Origin of the sequence: Sedimentitalea sp. (genome assembly GCF_039973035.1) — a bacterium.
Classification (GTDB): Bacteria; Pseudomonadota; Alphaproteobacteria; order Rhodobacterales; family Rhodobacteraceae; genus Sedimentitalea.
The window spans coordinates 1-20016 of record NZ_JBDWLR010000087.1; the positions used below are offsets into that span (position 1 = coordinate 1).

At 58.8% G+C, this 20016-nt stretch carries 21 protein-coding genes and 1 pseudogene; 14 read left to right on the forward strand and 8 right to left on the reverse strand.

Going from position 1 to position 20016, the window contains the following annotated elements; all coding sequences use genetic code 11:
* Together ABJO75_RS21950 and ABJO75_RS21955 are read left to right on the forward strand one after the other, a co-directional pair.
* Positions 1-145, forward strand: a pseudogene (locus ABJO75_RS21950) (IS481 family transposase); the annotation flags it as partial.
* Entirely contained in the window at positions 135-674 is a 540-nt protein-coding gene (locus ABJO75_RS21955; RefSeq protein ID WP_348125919.1) for a hypothetical protein, read from the forward strand. The pseudogene ABJO75_RS21950 and the gene ABJO75_RS21955, both read left to right, overlap by 11 nt.
* 183 nt (positions 675-857) lie before the next feature.
* Here the strand turns inward: ABJO75_RS21955 and ABJO75_RS21960 are convergent, their stop codons facing one another.
* On the reverse strand, positions 858-1148 hold the full coding sequence (locus ABJO75_RS21960; RefSeq protein ID WP_348125920.1) for a hypothetical protein: 291 nt from the start codon (positions 1146-1148) through the stop codon (positions 858-860).
* Between the two features lie 314 nt (positions 1149-1462).
* On the opposite strand from ABJO75_RS21960, the gene ABJO75_RS21965 reads away from it, so the two are divergent.
* From ABJO75_RS21965 to ABJO75_RS21980, 4 genes are all read left to right on the forward strand, one after another.
* The gene (locus ABJO75_RS21965; RefSeq protein ID WP_348125921.1) at positions 1463-1669 is read left to right on the forward strand and encodes a cold-shock protein; all 207 of its coding nucleotides are present in this window, start codon (positions 1463-1465) and stop codon (positions 1667-1669) included.
* A gap of 69 nt (positions 1670-1738) precedes the next feature.
* Complete coding sequence (locus ABJO75_RS21970) at positions 1739-2128, forward strand: DUF3147 family protein (RefSeq protein ID WP_348125923.1); 390 nt, start codon at positions 1739-1741, stop codon at positions 2126-2128.
* A 66-nt stretch (positions 2129-2194) separates the two neighbouring features.
* Positions 2195-2566, forward strand: a complete 372-nt coding sequence (locus tag ABJO75_RS21975) for a hypothetical protein (RefSeq protein WP_348125925.1) — start codon at positions 2195-2197, stop codon at positions 2564-2566.
* 65 nt (positions 2567-2631) lie between these two features.
* Positions 2632-3186 carry a L,D-transpeptidase gene (locus ABJO75_RS21980; protein WP_348125926.1) on the forward strand — a complete coding sequence of 185 codons (555 nt, stop codon included), beginning with the start codon at positions 2632-2634 and terminating at the stop codon, positions 3184-3186.
* A 134-nt stretch (positions 3187-3320) separates the two neighbouring features.
* Here the strand turns inward: ABJO75_RS21980 and ABJO75_RS21985 are convergent, their stop codons facing one another.
* Positions 3321-3938, reverse strand: coding sequence for an SOS response-associated peptidase (locus ABJO75_RS21985; protein WP_348125927.1), 618 nt, complete (start codon positions 3936-3938; stop codon positions 3321-3323).
* Between the two features lie 3 nt (positions 3939-3941).
* Positions 3942-4610 carry an arylesterase gene (locus ABJO75_RS21990; protein ID WP_348125928.1) on the reverse strand — a complete coding sequence of 223 codons (669 nt, stop codon included), beginning with the start codon at positions 4608-4610 and terminating at the stop codon, positions 3942-3944.
* 26 nt (positions 4611-4636) lie between these two features.
* Here ABJO75_RS21990 and ABJO75_RS21995 point away from each other — a divergent pair, with 26 nt between their 5' ends.
* A complete protein-coding gene (locus ABJO75_RS21995) occupies positions 4637-5332 on the forward strand; it encodes an ABC transporter ATP-binding protein (RefSeq protein WP_348125929.1) in 696 nt (231 codons plus the stop codon).
* Positions 5329-7857, forward strand: a complete 2529-nt coding sequence (locus tag ABJO75_RS22000) for an FtsX-like permease family protein (protein WP_348125930.1) — start codon at positions 5329-5331, stop codon at positions 7855-7857. The genes ABJO75_RS21995 and ABJO75_RS22000 overlap by 4 nt, the downstream gene beginning before the upstream one ends.
* Here ABJO75_RS22000 and ABJO75_RS22005 read toward each other — a convergent pair whose 3' ends face one another.
* Positions 7858-8304, reverse strand: coding sequence for an Rrf2 family transcriptional regulator (locus ABJO75_RS22005; protein WP_348125931.1), 447 nt, complete (start codon positions 8302-8304; stop codon positions 7858-7860).
* Positions 8305-8397: 93 nt separating this feature from the next.
* On the opposite strand from ABJO75_RS22005, the gene ABJO75_RS22010 reads away from it, so the two are divergent.
* Positions 8398-8976, forward strand: a complete 579-nt coding sequence (locus tag ABJO75_RS22010) for a gamma-glutamylcyclotransferase family protein (RefSeq protein ID WP_348125932.1) — start codon at positions 8398-8400, stop codon at positions 8974-8976.
* Between the two features lie 75 nt (positions 8977-9051).
* On the opposite strand, the gene gltX is transcribed toward ABJO75_RS22010, so the two are convergent.
* Both gltX and ABJO75_RS22020 read right to left on the reverse strand, forming a co-directional pair.
* A complete protein-coding gene (gene gltX, locus ABJO75_RS22015; protein WP_348125933.1) occupies positions 9052-10377 on the reverse strand; it encodes a glutamate--tRNA ligase in 1326 nt (441 codons plus the stop codon).
* Positions 10378-10449: 72 nt separating this feature from the next.
* On the reverse strand, positions 10450-10878 hold the full coding sequence (locus ABJO75_RS22020) for a DUF1801 domain-containing protein (protein ID WP_348125934.1): 429 nt from the start codon (positions 10876-10878) through the stop codon (positions 10450-10452).
* Positions 10879-10991: 113 nt separating this feature from the next.
* Here ABJO75_RS22020 and ABJO75_RS22025 point away from each other — a divergent pair, with 113 nt between their 5' ends.
* A complete protein-coding gene (locus ABJO75_RS22025; RefSeq protein WP_348125935.1) occupies positions 10992-11906 on the forward strand; it encodes an MBL fold metallo-hydrolase in 915 nt (304 codons plus the stop codon).
* A 43-nt stretch (positions 11907-11949) separates the two neighbouring features.
* On the opposite strand, the gene ABJO75_RS22030 is transcribed toward ABJO75_RS22025, so the two are convergent.
* Positions 11950-13608, reverse strand: coding sequence for an NAD+ synthase (locus ABJO75_RS22030; RefSeq protein ID WP_348125936.1), 1659 nt, complete (start codon positions 13606-13608; stop codon positions 11950-11952).
* 157 nt (positions 13609-13765) lie between these two features.
* Between ABJO75_RS22030 and ABJO75_RS22035 the strand changes: the two genes are divergently transcribed.
* From ABJO75_RS22035 to ABJO75_RS22045, 3 genes are all read left to right on the forward strand, one after another.
* Positions 13766-15196, forward strand: a complete 1431-nt coding sequence (locus tag ABJO75_RS22035) for a 2-isopropylmalate synthase (protein ID WP_348125937.1) — start codon at positions 13766-13768, stop codon at positions 15194-15196.
* A 250-nt stretch (positions 15197-15446) separates the two neighbouring features.
* A complete protein-coding gene (locus ABJO75_RS22040) occupies positions 15447-17021 on the forward strand; it encodes a 2-isopropylmalate synthase (protein WP_348125938.1) in 1575 nt (524 codons plus the stop codon).
* A 127-nt stretch (positions 17022-17148) separates the two neighbouring features.
* On the forward strand, positions 17149-17988 hold the full coding sequence (locus tag ABJO75_RS22045) for an amino acid ABC transporter substrate-binding protein (RefSeq protein WP_348125939.1): 840 nt from the start codon (positions 17149-17151) through the stop codon (positions 17986-17988).
* Between the two features lie 13 nt (positions 17989-18001).
* On the opposite strand, the gene ABJO75_RS22050 is transcribed toward ABJO75_RS22045, so the two are convergent.
* Positions 18002-18577, reverse strand: coding sequence for a hypothetical protein (locus ABJO75_RS22050; protein ID WP_348125940.1), 576 nt, complete (start codon positions 18575-18577; stop codon positions 18002-18004).
* A 335-nt stretch (positions 18578-18912) separates the two neighbouring features.
* Between ABJO75_RS22050 and ABJO75_RS22055 the strand changes: the two genes are divergently transcribed.
* Positions 18913-19959, forward strand: a complete 1047-nt coding sequence (locus ABJO75_RS22055) for a rod shape-determining protein (protein WP_348125942.1) — start codon at positions 18913-18915, stop codon at positions 19957-19959.
* The last annotated feature ends 57 nt before the right edge of the window (positions 19960-20016 follow it).

Consider the following 20016-nt stretch of genomic DNA (forward strand, 5'->3'; position numbering starts at 1 on the left):
TCGCTACGTTTGGCTTTACAACCAGCAGCTTCCGCAGTCAGCATTAGGCAGCAAAACGCCCTTGCAAGCCATGAAGGACTGGCACAAACTCAAGCCGGAATTGTTTGAGAAACAGCCATACTATCGTCCGGGATGTGACACTTAGTCTTTTAAATTACCTTGCCTCAGCGAAAACCACACCAACACACTACTACAACAAGGTCATGCAATACCAACTGGAACGAATTGGCGACGCGATGGGGGCCTTTCAGATACCAGCAAAGCAAACACGCATCCAGTTGGAAGCACGCGAGCAACAGTATAGCTCATTGCTATCATTTATTGAGAAAATTCAGAACAACCCTCTAGATTCTCGCGCCACTTCGATCAGAAATATTGACCGTTTTTCGATTTCTTCTGTTAACAAGAAGGATAGCTTATTGATGGCGTTGTCCGATATCGGAGCTAATGCAATATTCTCATCAGTGAGGAGAGACACCCGTCAATTCGGCTTTTCGGAAGTCCGGTATCTTCGAGAGCTGGCGCCGATTTTCGTTACAGGAAAAACAGGGCGAATTGTCCCTAAAGGCTTGAAACCGATCCATTCTATCGAAGATCTAGGTCTCCCAAGCGAAACCATAGCAGAACTATATTCACTTACAAACTCCAAGAAGGATTACAGACGGTTCGCGTAGTAGAGCGACGTTTGAATTTTCCAGCGCCCGACCGCGGGTCGAAGGCCGTCTTGCAATCGTTCGCGTGGAGCGATTGAGGCCGCAGAGGGCCGACACGCTCCGGTAGCGACGAAAACGCGGGGCGTTTCCGCTGGGACCCAAGCGCAAAGCCCGGAATTGAATCAGTCAGCTAGCTACCAAACCTCAAACCTCGGCGACGACTTGCCCCTTCATCTCACCGGTCATTCGCGAGAAATCCTCTGCGTGGATCTTGCTTCGCACCGCCTCGATCGCCCGTTCCGCCGCGTCCCGAGTCGCAGCATCAGGCCATTCGGTGATCGCGGCACTGGTTCGCTCGCTCGTGCGCACAACGCTTACCCGCGTCGCACCGAGTTCTTTTAAGGCAGGCATCCGCTTGTCGCGAATATTCTGCATCGCAACGTCATAGTCGGTTCCGTCGGAAATCTCCCAGGTGGTGATCGTGATATAGGTCATCGTCCCCTCCTCTTTACCGATATCATATTGCAACCATACACTTTTTTCGTGCAAAAAGACAGTCCGCAGTCGCCGCTGGCTGGCCTGCGCCCGGCGATCACCGCTATACCCGGACCGGCACCTTCCCGCCACCTTGCTCATGCTCGACAATTTCTCTTGCGTGATGAAGGACGAAATGCGATACGCCAAAACGCTAACGTTATCTTTTTCGACCCACTGTCTCCCTCTATAGGCCGGCCAGTCTTCGATCCAGACCAACCACGCCGGGCTGTCGCACTTCCGCGGACAGCAAACTAAAACAGGAGACCACGGATATGGCCACTGGCACCGTGAAATGGTTCAATTCTACTAAAGGCTTCGGCTTCATCGCACCCGATGGTGGCGCAAAGGACGTATTCGTCCACATTTCTGCTGTTGAACGCGCAGGCCTGACCGGTCTGGCCGACAACCAGAAAGTGACCTTCGACATCGAAGCAGGCCGCGATGGCCGCGAGAGCGCAACAAACCTGGCGCTCGCCTGATACCGGTTACCAACCGGAGAGATTTTGGAAAGGCGGGCTTTGGCCCGCCTTTTTTCATGCGCCCAACGGATGATTGCCACGCGACCGTCAAAGCGGCACAGTCGTTACATGTGGTATTTCCTGACCAAGGCGCTGCTTTCGGGCCTGATCATCGCCATCGTGTCCGAGGTCGCCAAACGGCAACCCGCACTTGGTGCGCTGATCGCCTCGTTGCCGTTGATCTCGGTTCTGGGGATGATCTGGCTCTGGCGCGGCAAACCGGATGCGTTGAACATGGCGCAACATTCACTCGCGACCTTCTGGTACGTGTTGCCATCTCTACCGATGTTCCTGCTGATTCCTGCCCTTCTCAATCGCGGCTGGTCGTTCTGGGTCGCTCTCGGGCTCGGTTGCGTTCTGACGATCCTGCTTTACAGCGCGATGATCTGGGTCGCCGGTCGTATGGGGTTTGACCTGTGATCGCGTGGGTGCACACGTGTGTGAGCCCTCTCACGTTGCACGCGGATCCGCTGTAAACGACCAGATATGTCCAAGATCATATTTATCCTCATACCCCTGATCGCCGCCGCTGCCGCACAGTTGACGGGCATCACGCAAACCCTCGGCGCGCATCCGTTCTGGGCGGACAAGGTAATCTGGATCGGATTGGTCATCGGCCTTGGCTTGGCATGGATCGCAGGCCGCGTGCGCCTCCCCCAAGGCGCGACGCTGGTGCTATCGGTCCTGCTGGCAATCGCGGCCTACATGCTCGCCCGCGCAGGCAAGGACGCCTTTGCCGCCTCATACGGTGAAGCCGTCATGGCGGGACGTTTCTGGTTTTTCGGATGGATCGCAACCTGTGCCTTCACAGCCGCAGCCCTTGCCACGCTGGGCCGTTCAAGCCCGCCAGACCATTGACCCAACCGCCACAACAGCCAAATATGCATAACAAGTATCACTTGTACCAAGATCAGAGGCCCGACATGTTCACACGCCGATCCTTTCTCGCCACGACTTCGGCCGCCGCAATCGCCCCAAGTCTCGCGGCTGCGCAAGACCAAGACTTCGATCCCACCCCTCAAGTCGTACGGATCAAGAAGGATTTCCAGCCCGGGCAGATGCTGATCCTGCCACGCTCCTATTATCTCTATTTCGTGACTGAACCGCGCAAGGCGATCCGTTATGGCGTTGGGGTTGGCAAAGCGGGCCTTGAATTCACCGGCACAGCTACAATCGACGTCAAGAAAGAATGGCCGACCTGGCGTCCGACGGATGAGATGATCGAACGCAGCCCCCAGACCTATGGTCGCTTCAAGGGTAATGACTATGTGCAACCGGGGGGGCCAGACAACCCACTGGGCGCCCGCGCGCTGTACCTGTTCCAGAACGGTGTCGATACCTATTTCCGCATCCACGGAACGACGCAACCCGAGACGATCGGTCATTCTGCGTCAAACGGCTGTATCCGGATGCTGAACGATCACGTGATTGATCTGTATCAGCGGGTTCCCATCGGCACGGTCGTCACAGTGCTTTGACCCAAGTGGCGCAAATCAGGTGCCTTTGCTCTGGTGATTGCCGACCCGCTCCTGAAACACGCATGAACGTCTGTTTGCCGCTAACTTGATCTTCCTGAAGCCGAGGTTTCAGGTTCAAGATCAAGCACCCGGTGTCAGGGCGCGTCCCAGTTGACATCCGTCGCTGGTTCAATCGCAAGCCGCCCATCGGGCCATGGGCGCATCAACTCCTTCAATTCATCCTCTGGCGCGCGCAACCAGATCGACACCTGCGCTGGCTCGAGGACTACGGCCATGCGATGGTGAACACCTCGCACGTCCCCAGAGGGCTCGCAGGTCACGGTCGCAATCTGGTGCAGTTTCTGCCCGCCTGGCGCCTTCCAGACATCATTGATTGCTGCAAAACAAAGCAGACCTCCGGCCTTCGGCGTAATCCGCCAAGCGGTCTTGCGCCGCTTCTCTCCTGTCCATTCGTACCAACCATTGACGGGCAAAACCGCGCGTCCGACACCGGCAAACGCGGTTTTGTCAAACACGGTTTCCGAACGCGCATTGACGATGGTTTCCATCACAGGCCGTCCCCTTGCATTGACCCGCCCTACGGGAATCATCCCCCACCGCATCCGGGTCAGGCCTGCCTCGGTCAGTGTAACGACATCTTGCCCCGGTGCGATATTGTATCGGGGTTTCTCATCGGCGATGGGCGTGACCTCTTGACCAAACGTCGCGGCGATTGCTTTGGGTGGTTCGGTCAGGAAAACCCGGCCCGGCATCGCCTAGTTCGCAATCCCGATTCGATCGATCAGATCAAGAACACGTGGTCCGATCACCTCGACGATCCGCTGCACACCCTCCGGATTGGGGTGTATTCCGTCGTCCTGCATATAGGTTTGCATCTCTGCCGGATCAGAGGTTTCACCGGCAATGCCCGCGAAAAAGTTTTGCTCGTACAGCGCACCATATTGCTCGGCCAGATCCGGATAGATTGCGTCAAAAGTTGCCTTGTACTCGGGGCCATAGTTGCCCGGTGCCTGCATCCCGATCAGCAAGACATTCACGTTGGCCTGCGACGAAGCCGCAAGGATCTTGTCGAGATTGCTCCTGCTCACCTCCGGCGCAATCCCGCGCAGCAGGTCGTTGCCGCCCAGTGCCACAATCATCCCATCTACATCGGGCGTCAGCGTCCACGCCACACGCGATGCGCCGCCAGCGGTCGTATCGCCCGAAACGCCCGCATTGATCATCACCGCATCCGCGCCATTGGCAGTCAGCCACGCCTGCAACTGTGGCACAAAGCCGTCCTGTTGCATCAGCCCGTATCCCTGGGTCAAGCTGTCCCCCAGTGCAGCAATGGTCACCGGCTCGGCATTGGCCACAATCCCGTAAACCGGTAATACAATGCCAGCCAAGACCTTGCGTATTTCTCCAAATACTCCATATGCCATCTATTACACCTAATGAACCGGGGCCCATGACCGAGCCAATCCTCTCTCTCAAAGATGCCTCTTTGTCGCTGAATGGCAATGCCGGGCCCGTCGATATCCTGCACTCAATTTCTCTGGACGTGAACCGAGGGGAAACGCTCGGCCTGATCGGACCATCCGGATCGGGCAAATCTTCGCTTCTGATGTTGATGGGTGGTCTCGAAAAAGCCAGTTCCGGATCGATCACCGCGCTCGGGCACGACCTGACCACAATGGACGAAGATGCGCTGGCCCGGTTCCGCCGTGATCACATGGGCGTGGTGTTTCAGTCTTTTCATCTGATCCCCACCATGACTGCGCTCGAAAATGTCGCCACGCCGCTTGAACTGGCCGGTGCAAAAGATGCCTTTGACCGTGCCGCGGCCGAACTGGAAACAGTGGGTCTCGCCAGTCGCGCCAATCACTATCCAGCCCAGATGTCGGGCGGCGAGCAGCAACGTGTGGCCCTCGCCCGTGCCTCTGCCCCGCGCCCTCATATTCTGTTGGCAGACGAACCCACCGGCAATCTGGACGAGGCCAACGGCGCCGCGATCATGGACCTGTTGTTCGGCTTGCGTGATCGGCATGGCGCGACGCTGATACTCGTGACCCACTCCAACGAACTCGCCGCGCGCTGTGACCGAGTGATCCGCCTGCGCGACGGCTACATCACGCCACAGGCTGACCGAAAGGCGGCGGAATGAGTCTGCGCCTCGCCTCGCGCTTTGCCCGGCGCGAACTGCGCGGCGGGTTGCATGGTTTCCGCATCTTTCTCGCCTGTCTGACGCTTGGGGTCGCCGCGATTGCCGCCATCGGCACGATCCGCGCCTCTATCGAGGCCGGGCTGACCCGCGAAGGGGCTGCGCTCTTGGGTGGCGATGCCCAGATGAGGTTCACCTATCGCTTTGCCTCTGATGACGAGCGCCTCTGGATGCGGGACACGGCCACTGAAATATCCGAGATTGTCGATTTCCGGTCCATGGCGGTCGTGTCGCGTGATGGCGAAACCGAGCGCGGCCTGACACAGGTCAAGGCCGTCGATGACGCCTATCCCCTGATCGGCACCGCGCGCCTGTCCCCCGACATATCTCTCGATCAGGCTCTCGCCGGGCGCGAAGGCCTGCCCGGTGCGGTCATGGACCGGGTATTGATGGACCGTCTCGGCCTTGTCGCCGATGATACGTTCCGCCTTGGCACGCAAGACTTCGTGCTGATGGGCACGCTGGTGCATGAACCCGATGGTGCATCCGAAGGGTTCGGACTTGGCCCCAGAACGCTGGTCGCCACCGAAGCATTGGCGGACTCGGGCCTCTTGGCGCCCGGTTCGCTCTTTTCAACCAAATACCGTCTCACCCTCCCCCCTGACAGCGATCTCGACACGCTCGCCACCGAGGCCCGCGCCCGTTTCGAGAATTCGGGGCTGCGATGGTCCGACGCCCGCAACGGCGCACCGGGCGTTGCGGAGTTCGTGAGCCGTCTGGGCTCATTCCTCGTTCTTGTCGGCCTGTCTGGGCTTGCCGTCGGCGGTGTCGGTGTATCTGCCGCAGTCCGCGCCTATCTTGTCGGCAAGACCAGCGTGATCGCGACACTGCGCACACTTGGAGCGGACCGGGCGACGATCTTTCAGACCTATTTTCTGCAAATCGGCCTGCTGTCGATTGTGGGGATCACCTTTGGCCTGATCCTCGGCGCAATGGTACCAATCCTCGTTGCTCCCCTGATCGAGGCACAACTCCCAATTCCCGCAGCCTTTACCATTTATCCCGCACCCCTCGCAGAGGCCGGAATTTATGGGCTACTGACGGCGTTGATCTTCACCCTCTGGCCATTGGCCCGCACCGAAGAGGTCCGTGCCGCAACCCTGTTCCGCGATGCCCTCGGGTCTGCCAGATTGCTGCCGCCGCTCCGATACCTGATCGCACTTGGCGTCGGCCTTGCCACATTGATTGGCCTTGCCGCATGGTTCAGTGGGACCGCGCGACTGACACTGTGGACCACCGGCGGGCTCGCCTTTGCCTTGACCCTCTTGGCGATCTCCGCCGTACTGATCCGCGCACTCGCGCGGCGCGGCGGCAACATCGCGCGCGGACGACCGTCGCTGCGATGGGCGTTGTCCGCAATCTCCGGCCCCGGCGAAGGCGCAACTTCGGTTGTTCTGTCGCTCGGCCTTGGCCTGTCGGTCCTCGCAGCGGTCGGGCAGATCGATGGCAACCTGCGCAACGCCATTTCCGGAAACCTGCCCGAAATTGCACCATCCTATTTCTTCGTTGATATCCAACAGGATCAGATCGACGGCTTCACCGAGCGTCTTGCAACAGACCCCGCCGTAAGCCGCGTGGAAACCGCACCGATGCTGCGCGGTGTCGTCACCAAGATCAACGACAAACCCGCTCAAGAGGTCGCGCCGGGGCATTGGGTCGTAGAAGGCGATCGTGGCCTGACATACGCCGCCGAAATGCCGGAGAACACGCGACTCGTCGCCGGAGAATGGTGGCCAGCCGACTACGATGGCCCACCCCTGATCAGCTTTGCTGCAGAAGAGGCCGCCGAGCTGGGCCTGAACCTTGGCGACACGCTGACAGTCAACATTCTGGGCCGTGATATCACCGCCACCATTGCCAGCTTTCGCGAAGTGGACTTTTCGACCGGGGGCCTTGGCTTTGTCCTGTCGATGAGCCCATCGGCACTGGCCGGGGCGCCGCACAGCTTCATCGCGACGGTCTACGCCGAAGAAGACGCGGAAACACAGATTCTCCGCGACCTTGCCAACGCTTATCCCAACATCACAGCCATCCGCGTGCGCGATGCCATTGATCGTGCCTCGGACGTCCTTGCAGGATTGGCTGCGGCGACATCCTATGGCGCCGCAGCGACGCTGTTGACCGGCTTCCTCGTCCTGATCGGTGCTGCCGCGGCCGGCGAACAGGCCCGCACCTACGAAGCAGCGTTGCTGAAAACGCTGGGCGCAGCACGGGCCCGCATCCTCGCCAGCTTTGCCTTACGCGCTGCCATCCTTGGTGCAGCTGCAGGCGGTGTCGCGCTCGCGGCAGGCATCGCAGGGGGATGGGCGGTCAGCCATTTCATCATGGATACCCGCTTCACCGTGATCTGGCCCTCTGCTCTGGGTATTGTGATCGGCGGCATTCTGGCAACGCTTCTGGCAGGGCTCGGTTTTGCCTGGCGTCCATTGGCGAGCCGTCCCGCCCAAGTCCTGCGTGGACGCGAATAGTCAGCGTGAACAGCTGACCGGTTGCAAGATTTTCAACAGATCAGTGTTGTCGCACACCAGCGCATCCAGCGTGATCTCGTCAAGGCTCTCATAAAATGCCGTGACCGCATCCTTCAACGCGAGCCTCAGGCGGCAGGACGCCACCAGCGGGCAGCTATTGTCCGCATCGGCAAAACATTCCGTGATCGGAGGCTCGCCTTCGATATCGCGAAACACATCGCCGATCCGGATTTTCTCGGCCTCGCGCCCAAGCGTCATGCCGCCATTGCGACCGCGCTGCGTATGCAGATATCTGAGCTGACTCAGCTGATTGATCACTTGCGCCAGATGGTTCTCCGACACTTTGCAACAGTCCGCAATCTCGGTCTTGGTGACCAGACGCTCGCTGTTGGCGGCACAATACATCAGCAGCCGGACTGCGATATTCGTTCTCTTGGTAATCCTCATAGACATGCTCCCCGAATGGTTCGGATTGCAACTTGTCGCACATCGCGCGAAAAGACGGTTTGACATACATCAATTGCGGCAAGGCATAACCGAATGACGGCAGAACCCTATTTTTTCGGATATGGTAGCCTCGTGAACCGGGCGACGCACGACTTCACGGATCCCCACCCTGCCCGGCTGAGCGGTTGGTGCCGCGCCTGGCGTCACACCGATTTTCGCCCGGTCGCCTTCCTAACGGCCATACCTGCGCCCGGAACAGAAATTGATGGGTTGATTGCCCATGTGCCCGGTGCCGACTGGGACGCATTGGATCAACGTGAATGGGCCTATGACCGACTTCCAGCCACAGGATCGGTTAACCACCCCGTCAGCAAGCCCATCGAAGTCGCCGTCTATGCCGTTCCGGAATCCCGGCACACCGCGCCAACTGACCGCTATCCGATCCTGCTCAGCTATCTCGATGTGGTGATCCAGGGCTATCTGCGCGAATTTGGCGAAGCTGGCGCAGATCGTTTCTTTGCCACGACGACGGGCTGGGATTCTCCCATTCTCGACGACCGCAGAGCCCCACGTTATCCGCGCCGCCAGCAACTGACCGCAGATCAAAGCGGCTTTGTCGACGACCGCCTCGCCGCACTGAACGCCCGTATTGTCGCCCCACCAAAAGGCTGAAACGAGCAGCGCTTCAGCTTTGGTGAAATACTCCCGCCGGAGGCTCCCTCAGACACAGCACAAACGAACGGCTGATCAGGTCCGCGCGCGTACCACTTGCATCAACGGCATCAGTGCCGCCATTTCCGGTCCGCGCTCAAGCCCTGTCACCGCCTTGCGCAGCGGCATGAACAAGCCTTTGCCCTTGCGCCCCGTCGCCGCCTTTACAGCACCGGTCCAAGTGCTCCACGTTTCCGCATGATATGGTGCTTCTGGCAACAGCGACATGGCCTGCGCGACAAACTCGCGGTCTTCATGCGCGATCAGAGGCTCGGCACCGTCCCTACACAGGGTCCACCATTTCTCAAGATCACCCAGCGTGGTGATATTGTCCCGCGCCATCAGCCAGAAGGCTTCGGCAAGATCATCCGGCACACCAGCGGCAGAGACTGCGCCGCGAACGTCCGACAACGGCAAACCCTGCAGATAGTGACCGGTCAAGGGGAACAGATCTTCGACGTCGAATTTGGTTGGTGCACTGCCAAAGCGGGATATATCAAACCCTTCGATCAGCTCATCAAGACTGCTACGCAATTCCACCGGATCGCTTGAGCCCAGCCGCGCCAGCAGGCTCAACAGCGCCATCGGCTGCACACCGCGTTCGCGCAGATCGCGCAACGCCAGTGTTCCCAACCGCTTGCTCAGTGCTTCGCCCTGCGGACCCGTCAGCAGCGAATGATGCGCAAAGCGCGGCGGCTCTGCCCCGAGCGCCTGCATGATCTGAATTTGTGTCGCTGTATTGGTCACATGATCCGATCCGCGCACCACATCAGTAACGCCCATCTCGGTGTCATCGACCACGGACGCGATGGTATAGAGCACCTGCCCATCACCACGGATCAGCACCGGGTCGCTGACGCTGGCCGCATCAATCGAAATATCGCCCAGAATACCATCGGCCCATTCGATCCGTTCCTGATCCAGCTTGAACCGCCAGACCCCATCGCCGCGTTCGGCCCGCATCGCGTCTTTCTCGGCTTCACTCAACTGCAACGCCGCGCGATCATAGACCGGAGGCTTGCCCATGTTCAGCAGCTTCTTGCGCTTCAAATCAAGCTCGGTCGGTGTCTCGAAGGCCTCGTAGAACCGACCCATTTCGCGCAGGCGATCCGCCGCATCCGCGTAACAATCCAGCCGTTCGGATTGCCGCTCGACCCGATCCCAATGCAGGCCCAGCCAGTCGAGGTCCTCCTTGATCGCATCCACGTAAGTCTCTTTGGAGCGCTCCGGATCCGTGTCGTCGATGCGCAGGATGAAGGTCCCGCCCGACTTGCGCGCAATCATAAAGTTCATCAGCGCCGTGCGCAGGTTGCCGACATGGATATAGCCGGTTGGCGAAGGGGCAAAACGGGTGGTTGTCATGGGAGTCTCCTGTTCGGCGACCTGTTGTCACAAGGACGTGTCATTGTCCAGTGAGAGCACCAAATGGCGGGCCTATTCCGGCAGGACCGGCCAGCGTGTTTCCAGATCATCCAACCCCGCACGGATCAGTTCCGCCAGCACGTCCAAGTCGATATCAGCCAGCTTGTTTACGTAAAGGCAGGACTTACCGATGCGATGCTTTCCAAGGCGGTTCAGTATTGTTCCGAAATCGGCATATCCGGGCATGATGTAGATCGACAGAGCCGCCTTGCGGGGCGAAAATCCAGTGGCGAGAAAATCGCCTTCCCGACCGCTCGCATAGACATAGTGGTATCGCCCATAGCCAACAATGCTCGGCCCCCACATGCGGGGCTCAAAGCCGGTGACCTCTCGAAACAACTTTTCCAGCCTCAGACCATCCTCGGCCCGGCGCCGTGGCTCGACGCTTGCAAGGAACGCGCTGACGGCGACTTCGGTGGGCTGTGTCTTGATCTCGGCCATGCCACGGACCTATCACATGTCTGTGCGTGCAACCAAACCACGAACCTCGTTCTGGCCATTTTCCGATTCTGCCCTATCGTGTGATAAATGGACCGATCAATGGAGAATGCCTGATGACCAGACTGACCCGCCGCGCCGCACTCGCCGGAGCCGCCGCTCTGCCGTTGGTGGCTGCTGCCACACAAACCCGCGCCGCCGCCCCCATGATGGGTGCCGGAAGCGCGCCCTACAATCGCTTTACGCTGGGAGACCTTGAGGTCACCACGATCCTCGCGGGGAGCCGAGCAGTACCCGATCCACAGACGATATTCGGAATGAACGTGTCTGCCGAGGAGTTCAAGGGCGCCGCAGACGCAGCACATCTGCCGATCGATCAGGCGCAGTTCTTCTTTACGCCGACGGTTGTGAACACCGGTTCAGAGTTGGTCTTGTTTGACACCGGGCTTTCCGCTGCGAACACCACCGCCGCGCTGGCAGCGGCCGGATATACGCCTGATATGGTCGATATCGTCGTCATCACCCACATGCACGGCGATCATATTGGTGGCTTGATGCATGACGGCGCGCCCACCTATCCCAACGCCCGCTATGTGACAGGCTCCGCCGAATACAATTTCTGGGGCGAGGCAGGCAACGATACGTTTGAGGCGCAGATGCGTCCGCTTGCCGAACAGACAACCTTTATCGAAGGCGGCACAGATGTGGTAAGTGGCATTACCTCAATGGATGCTTTTGGCCACACGCCGGGGCATATGGGTTATTTGCTTGATAGCGGCGGCAAGCAACTCTTGGTCGGCGCGGATTTCACCAACCACTATGTCTGGTCGTTGGCCTATCCTGATTGGGAAGTGAAATTCGACATGGACAAGGAGAAGGCGGCCGAGACCCGGCGCAGCGTGTTGAACATGCTGGCCTCAGAAAAGATGCCAATGATCGGGTACCACATGCCCTGGCCCGGCGTCGGATATGTCGACACGCGCGGCGACGGGTTTCACTATGTCCCGCAAAGCTATCAATTGATGCTTTAAGGCCCCCGTGGCAGGCTTTGCGGCCTGCCACCAGCCACCGCGATCAGCTGGGGTCGCGCCAGCGGTTGACGATGGGATAGCGCCGGTCGAGCCAAAACGCCCCCTTGGTCAGCCGCGGACCCGGCGCAGACTGGAACCGTTTGTATTCGCTCATGTAAATCAACCGTTCGACTTTTTGGGCCGTGGCCCGATCAAATCCGGCCGCGACGCAATCGGAAATTGAACCGTTCCGATCCACAAGGATTTCCAGCATCGCGTCCAAGTCCGGATAATCCGGCAGGCTGTCGCTGTCCTTTTGGTCTTCGCGCAATTCTGCGGTTGGCGGTTTGTCGATCACATTGGGGCGGATCACCTCGCCCGCAGGTCCCATCATCCAGTCGCGATGGTTGGCATTGCGCCAGCGGCAGGTTTCAAACACGCGGGTCTTGTAGAGATCCTTGATCGGGTTATAGCCGCCCGCCATGTCGCCATAGATCGTGGCATATCCAACCGCGACTTCGGATTTGTTACCAGTTGTCAGCAACATTTCGCCAAACTTGTTGCTCATCGCCATGAGCAGCAACCCCCGCAAACGGGATTGAATGTTCTCTTCGGTCAGCCCGGGCTCCGTGCCTTCAAACAGCGGGGCAAGCGTGTTGGTGATTGCCGCACGCCCTTCGCTGATCGGCACATAGTCATAGTGACATCCAAGTGCCGTTGCGACCGCTTCGGCATCGGCAAGGCTCTCGTCGCTGGTGTATTCTGATGGCAGCATCACACAGCGCACATTCTCGGGACCAAGCGCATCTGCGGCAATCGTCGCGACGATGGCACTATCCACACCGCCGGACAGGCCCAGCAACACTTTCTTGAAACCCGATTTCGCCATGTAGTCGCGCAAACCGGTGACCATCACGCGATAGTCCTGTTCGTATTCGTCTGCATGGGCATGCTCGACACCGGGCAGAACCCGCCATCTGGCATCCGTGCGTTCCAGATCAAGATGGGTGATCGCCTCGTCAAACAGCGGCATCTGCATCGCCAGTTCCCCACCGGGATTCAATGCAAAACTGCCACCGTCAAAGACCTGATCATCCTGTCCGCCCACCATATTCAGGTAGATCAGCGGCAGACCGGTTTCGACGACACGCGCGACCATGTGATTAAGCCGCGTTTCGAATTTATTTCGGTAATAGGGCGAGCCGTTGGGGACCAACAGAAACTCTGCACCGGTTTCCGCCAGCGTTTCGGCGACGTCCTCGTGCCAGGCGTCTTCGCATATCGGCGAGCCGATGCGCACATTGCCGACCGCATAGGGGCCACCCAGCGGACCCGCGTCAAAAATCCGCACTTCGTCAAACACGGTTTCGTTTGGCAGATGATGCTTGAGCACGGTGCTGGCGATCCGCCCCCCGTTGAGGATCAGATAGCTGTTGAAAAGCTCGGTCCCCTCGACCCACGGGCAACCAATCGCCATCGTCGGTCCATCGGCACAGTCCACCGCCAGTGCACGCACAGCTTCGATCGCGGCGGTATGGAAGGCCGGTTTCATCACCAGATCCTGCGCGTTGTAGCCGGTGATGAACATTTCAGGCAGCGCCACAAGGTCGGCACCCGCCTCACGGGCCTGCTCCCACGCGGCACGGGCCTTGGTTGCGTTGCCAGCCAAATCACCGACAACCGGATTGAGTTGCGCCAGAGTTATGCGAAATCGGTCAGCCATACTGCCCTCGTGCCCAGAACCATTACCTGCCATTTAGCAGATCACCGCCCGAGTGAAAGAGAGCAGCGGCAAAAGACATTGCTCAATGTCGCAGGCTCGCTTAATTTCGCCCCACAGGGCGCAAAAGTCGTCAGCACATCGGGCAGCAGGACATCTCATGACATTTCCGACCGCAATTCGTCGATTTTCAGCGACCGCAATGGTGGTGCTGGCTTTAGGGCCCGCCGGCCCGCTGATGGCGCAGACCGAGCAGGTCCTGACCACGCAGGACGACATCGGCGGCGTCTATGAAGGTACGTTTCGCGGCGGGCTGCAACACGGCACGGGCACCTACACGCTTCCCAACGGCTATGAATATAAGGGCGAATGGGTGGATGGTGAAATCTCCGGCACCGGTGTGGCGCATTTCCCCAACGGCTCGGTTTACGAAGGCACCTTTGCCAAGGGAAAACCACAAGGTACAGGCAAGATCATCTTTGCCGATGGCGGAACCTATGAAGGTGAATGGGACGACGGAACCATCAATGGGCGCGGCGTTGCGGTGTATTCCAACGGGGTGCGCTACGAAGGTGAATTTCGCAATGCCCAGCACCACGGGAAAGGCACTATGCACAACCCTGATGGTTACGAGTATGTCGGCGAGTGGATTGACGGGGTCAAACAAGGCGCAGGCGTGATTACCTACGCCGATTCCGCTGTTTACGAAGGTGAACTCCTAGCTGGAAAACGTGCGGGCACGGGCAAACTGACGCTGCCGGACGGCCTGATTTACGAAGGCGAATGGAAAAACGGTCAGTTCGACGGGACCGGCACCCTCGTTCAACCCAATGGCGACAAATACACCGGTCAGTTCGTTGGGGGCCGCAGGCAGGGCAAAGGCCGGGTCGATTACGCAAACGGCGACAGCTACGTAGGTGATTTTGCCGAGGACCAACGCGACGGAACCGGCACGTTCACCGGTTCCGACGGTTATATCTATGCCGGAGCGTGGAAATCCGGAAAGATTGCCGGAAACGGTCAGGTGACCTATCCCGACGGATCGATCTATGTCGGCGAATTCAGCGATGATCTGGCAGACGGCACTGGCAAGATCACCTATCCGGACGGGTCATCGTATGAAGGCAGCTGGACCGCGGGCGTGATCGAAGGCACCGGGACAGCGATCTACCCCAACGGCGTTGTCTACACGGGCGAATTCAAGAACGCGCTCAACCACGGCGAGGGTGTCATGACCTATTCCGACGGATATCGTTATGAGGGCAACTGGGTGGACGGCCAGCGTCAAGGCTTGGGCAAGGCGACCTATGCGGATGGCTCGGTTTATGAGGGGCAGTTCGAAAAGGGCGCGCGTCAGGGCACAGGTAAGATCGTAATGCAGAACGGGTTCACCTACGAAGGTGCCTGGAGCAATGGCGAAATCAGCGGTGAAGGCAAGGCGACCTATTCCAACGGCGACGTCTATGAAGGGTCATTCTTGGAAGGTAAGCGCCACGGCGAAGGCACCATGCGCTATGCCAGCGGTCAGCAGGAAAGCGGCGAGTGGGAAAACGGTGCCCTGAAAGCCGAGGCACCGGCCCCACAGGAATAGGCTTCAAGGCCATGGCGCTGATAGCTACGAAGCATTGCATCGAAAAACAGCCTTTTCATTTTCAACCGCGCCGATATAAGCTGTTCCCATGACAAACGCCGCACATACCCTTTTCGCGACCGCCTATGGCGGGGCGTCGCTGTGCGGCCTACTGATCCTAACGCGCCTCTGAGCGTGCCATCTGGCGCGCCCGCTCAGAGGATGCAGCCTGCGCGCCATTGGCTTTAGGACAGATACGAAAGAACCCGACATGACACAGACAACCGACAAAGATCGCGTATGGATCTTCGACACCACACTCCGTGACGGCGAACAAAGCCCCGGCGCGACCATGACCCATGCTGAAAAACTTGAAATCGCCGGGCTGCTCGACGAAATGGGCGTAGACATCATCGAGGCCGGTTTCCCCATCGCCTCCGAAGGTGACTTCAAGGCCGTAAGCGAGATTGCCGCAAATTCCCGCAACAGCGTGATCTGCGGACTTGCCCGCGCCAATATCGGCGATATCGACCGCTGCTGGGAGGCGGTCAAGAATGCCAGGCAGCCTCGGATCCACACGTTTATCGGCACCTCTCCGTTGCATCGGGCCATTCCGAACCTTACACAGGACGAAATGGCTGACCGTATCCACGAGACCGTGACCCATGCCCGCAACCTTTGCGACAACGTGCAATGGTCGCCGATGGATGCCACGCGGACCGAATGGGATTACCTCAAACGCGTCGTCGAGATCGCGATCAAGGCCGGGGCCAGCACCATCAACATCCCCGACACCGTGGGCTATACCGCCCCGGTCGAAAGCGCCGATTTGATCCGTAATCTGATTGCCGAGGTCCCTGGTGCCAATGAGGTGATCTTTGCCACCCATTGTCACAACGACCTTGGCATGGCGACCGCCAACAGCCTTGCCGCCGTTGCCGGTGGTGCGCGACAGATTGAATGTACGATCAACGGGCTTGGCGAACGTGCAGGCAATACCGCACTCGAAGAAGTGGTCATGGCGCTCAAGGTGCGTCACGACATCATGCCCTGGCACACGGGCGTTGATACCAGCCGGATCATGAACATCAGCCGCCGTGTCGCCACGGTGAGCGGCTTTCCGGTGCAATTCAACAAGGCCATCGTCGGCAAGAACGCCTTTGCCCATGAATCGGGTATCCACCAGGACGGAATGCTCAAGAATCCCGAGAATTTCGAGATCATGCGCCCCGAAGATGTGGGCCTGACGGAATCCAACCTCGTGATGGGCAAGCACTCTGGCCGCGCTGCGTTGCGAGATAAACTGGAACAACTTGGTTTCGAGGTGGGTGATAACCAACTCAAGGACCTCTTTGTCCGCTTCAAGGAACTGGCTGACCGCAAGAAAGAAGTGTTCGACGATGACATCGTTGCACTCATGCGCGCCGGCGAAGACCCTGAAAACGACCATCTGCAAATTGTGTCGATGAAGGTTGTCTGCGGTACCGGCGGCCCTGCCGAAGCCACCATCGAGATGGAAATCGGCGGCAAGGACGCCATCGCCACGGCCCACGGTGACGGCCCGGTCGATGCCGCGTTCAAGGCCATTCGTGATCTTCACCCAAATGCCGCGCATCTGCAGCTTTATCAGGTCCACGCGGTCACCGAGGGCACCGATGCTCAGGCGACTGTATCGGTGCGGCTGGAAGAGGACGGCATGATCTCGACAGGTCAATCCGCCAATACTGACACGGTGGTTGCGAGTGCCAAGGCCTATGTCAACGCGCTCAATCGGTTGATCATGCGGCGGGAAAAATCCGCGCCCGGCAGCGATGTCCGCGAGATCAGCTACAAGGACGTATCCTGACGCGACCGGTCCTTGCATCAAACGTTTTTACGCGCACGGTTCATCCCGTGCGCGTTTCTCGTTTTGGGGTGGCATATGCACAACCAGCGGGTAAAGTTCGCACAACTTTAAATACAAGGAACGTTCCGTGCGCCATATTTTACCCTCGCTGATCGCCTCTGCTCTCCTCGCTCTCCCCGCAGGGGCGCAGACGCTGGATCGTATTCTCGAAACGGGTGAGCTGAACCTGGGTTATCGGACTGACGCTGCGCCGCTGTCCTATCAAAAGGAAGACGGGAACCCTGCGGGATATACGCCATTGGTTTGCGTCAGTGTTGCCCAATCCATCGCCAACGCGTTGAAGCTTGAAAATCTGGATGTCGCCTTTGTCCCTGTGACGACTGAGGACCGTTTCGAAAAGGTGGCGAGCGGCGAAATTGATCTGCTCTGCGGCGCGGCCACCATCACACTGGATCGACGCGAGATTGTCGATTTCTCTGACCCGGTCTATGTCGACGGCACTGCGATCCTTCTTCCCAATGGGGTGCAGGGCTCTCTGTCAGACCTTGCCGGCAAAAAGCTCGGCGTTCGCGCAGCGACGACAACCGAAGAAGCGCTTGATCTGTCGCTTAGCGCTGCAAATCTGACTGCAGAGGTGATCACGTTCGAGAACCACGCTGACGGCATTTCTGCGATGGAGAGCAAGGAAATCGATGCCTACTTCGCGGATCAGTCAATTCTGATGGGATTGTTCCAATCCAGCCCCAAGGCAAGCGAGTTGATGATCTCGAACGAGATCCTGACAATCGAAAAACAAGGATTGGCGATGGCGCGCGGCGACGCCGATTTCCGCCTGCTTGTTGACGCCTCTATCTCGGACCTCTTCAACAACGGAAAGATGCGCGAGTTTTTTGATGCCGTGATGCCCGGTGCCGAACCGGGCGCAGCGCTTCAGGCCATGTACCTGCTGTCACCCACGGCGCGGTAAAACCGCGTCAGTCTCATCGACCAAACGCGCTGTTTGGCACCCAGCTACGCTTTTGCCCGGTGGGTCCTGCCTTCATCATGAGGCAGGACGTTCCGGCATTCTGGAAATAGAGAATATCCAGATCATACCAGCCGGCCGACGGTGCCTCGACCTGTGCCACAACTGTCGTCTCACAACCGCTTGTGATGCCGGAAATATGACCGACCCGCTGGCCGCCGATACGAGCATCGATGCCGTCATTCGTGTACATCTCGATATCGTAAACACCCGGCGCATCAAACCGATAGTACCCTTTGATCTTGGCCGCAAAATACCAAGGCTGCGTCGCGGTGAGATTGTTTTCACCAAACTCCTTTTCGCGATAGTCCAGCCCGCGCAGCGGCTTGCCGCGCTGCGGGTTCGCGGCAATGATCTGCTTGCCGCGCGACAACATCTTGAACTTGGTTTCGGAATATCCATAGGTCACATTCAGCCCGCTCTTCACCGATGAAGGCTGCGGACTGGCGGGTTTCAGCTTCAATGGCGCTGCGGTGGCGACTGTGCAAAGCAGCCCCAAGATGAATGTCGCGCCAATCAGAACTCTAGTCATATCACTCTCCTTGTTGTCGGCATGGGTCTTTGCCCTGTACGACTTTCCTTAAACCTAGAACCGCTGCGGGGGTCCGACAAGCCTGACGTCGCAATGGAGCAAGGGCACGTAGCGGCAACCTTGGGCCCGAAAACGCAGAAAGACGGCATTTTTCGCACCGTTTGGACCGTTTTTCCCTTCAAACCAAGATATTTGACCGCGCCAGAGACGGGCAATAATGCGCTGATCGGCAAGAATTCGGACCTTTCACACATCCCGGCACAGGCATATAAGATGCACGGCTTGGCTCGGTACGAGTCGCAGGCCCAATTGCAGTAACCTACAGGACCACGTGCATGTCGATCTTCGGGAATTTTGGCGGACTTTTCGCCTCAGACATGGCGATAGATCTCGGAACCGCCAACACGCTGGTCTACGTCAAAGGACGCGGCATCATCCTGAGCGAGCCTTCGGTCGTCGCCTATCACGTCAAGGACGGCGTCAAGCGGGTGCTGGCCGTCGGTGAAGACGCCAAGCTGATGCTGGGCAGAACCCCCGGTTCGATCGAGGCCATCCGCCCCATGCGCGAAGGCGTGATCGCGGATTTCGACACCGCCGAAGAGATGATCAAGCACTTTATCCGCAAGGTTCATCGCCGCTCGACCTTTTCCAAGCCCAAGGTCATCGTCTGTGTTCCGCACGGCGCGACACCGGTTGAAAAACGGGCGATTCGAACCTCGGTTCTGAGTGCGGGCGCCCGCAAGGCAGGTCTGATCGCAGAACCTATCGCCGCAGCCATCGGGGCAGGAATGCCGATCACCGATCCGACCGGTAACATGGTCGTGGATATCGGCGGCGGCACCACCGAGGTCGCGGTGCTGAGTCTCGGCGACATCGTTTATGCACGCTCGATCCGTGTGGGTGGCGACCGTATGGACGAAGCGATTATTTCCTATTTGCGCCGCCAGCAGAATCTGTTGATCGGCGAAAGCACTGCCGAACGCATCAAGACAAGCATCGGCAGCGCCAGAATGCCCGATGACGGACGCGGTGCCTCCATGCAAATTCGCGGTCGCGACCTGTTGAATGGTGTGCCCAAAGAACTCGAAGTCAGCCAGGCGCAGGTTGCCGAAGCCCTGTCAGAGCCGGTCCAGCAAATCTGCGAAGCGGTCATGACTGCGTTGGAAACAACTCCACCGGATCTGGCGGCGGACATCGTTGATCGTGGCGTGATGCTGACCGGCGGCGGTGCGCTTTTGGGCGACCTGGATCTTGCACTGCGCGAACAGACAGGTCTCGCCGTGTCGATCGCTGACGAAAGCCTCAATTGTGTCGCTCTGGGCACTGGAAAGGCCTTGGAGTTCGAAAAACAACTGCGACACGCGATTGACTACGACAGCTAGGGCGCGCACCCTTTCCTAGCATGGATTGCAGGCGCGGCACGCGCCGCAAAAGAGGTT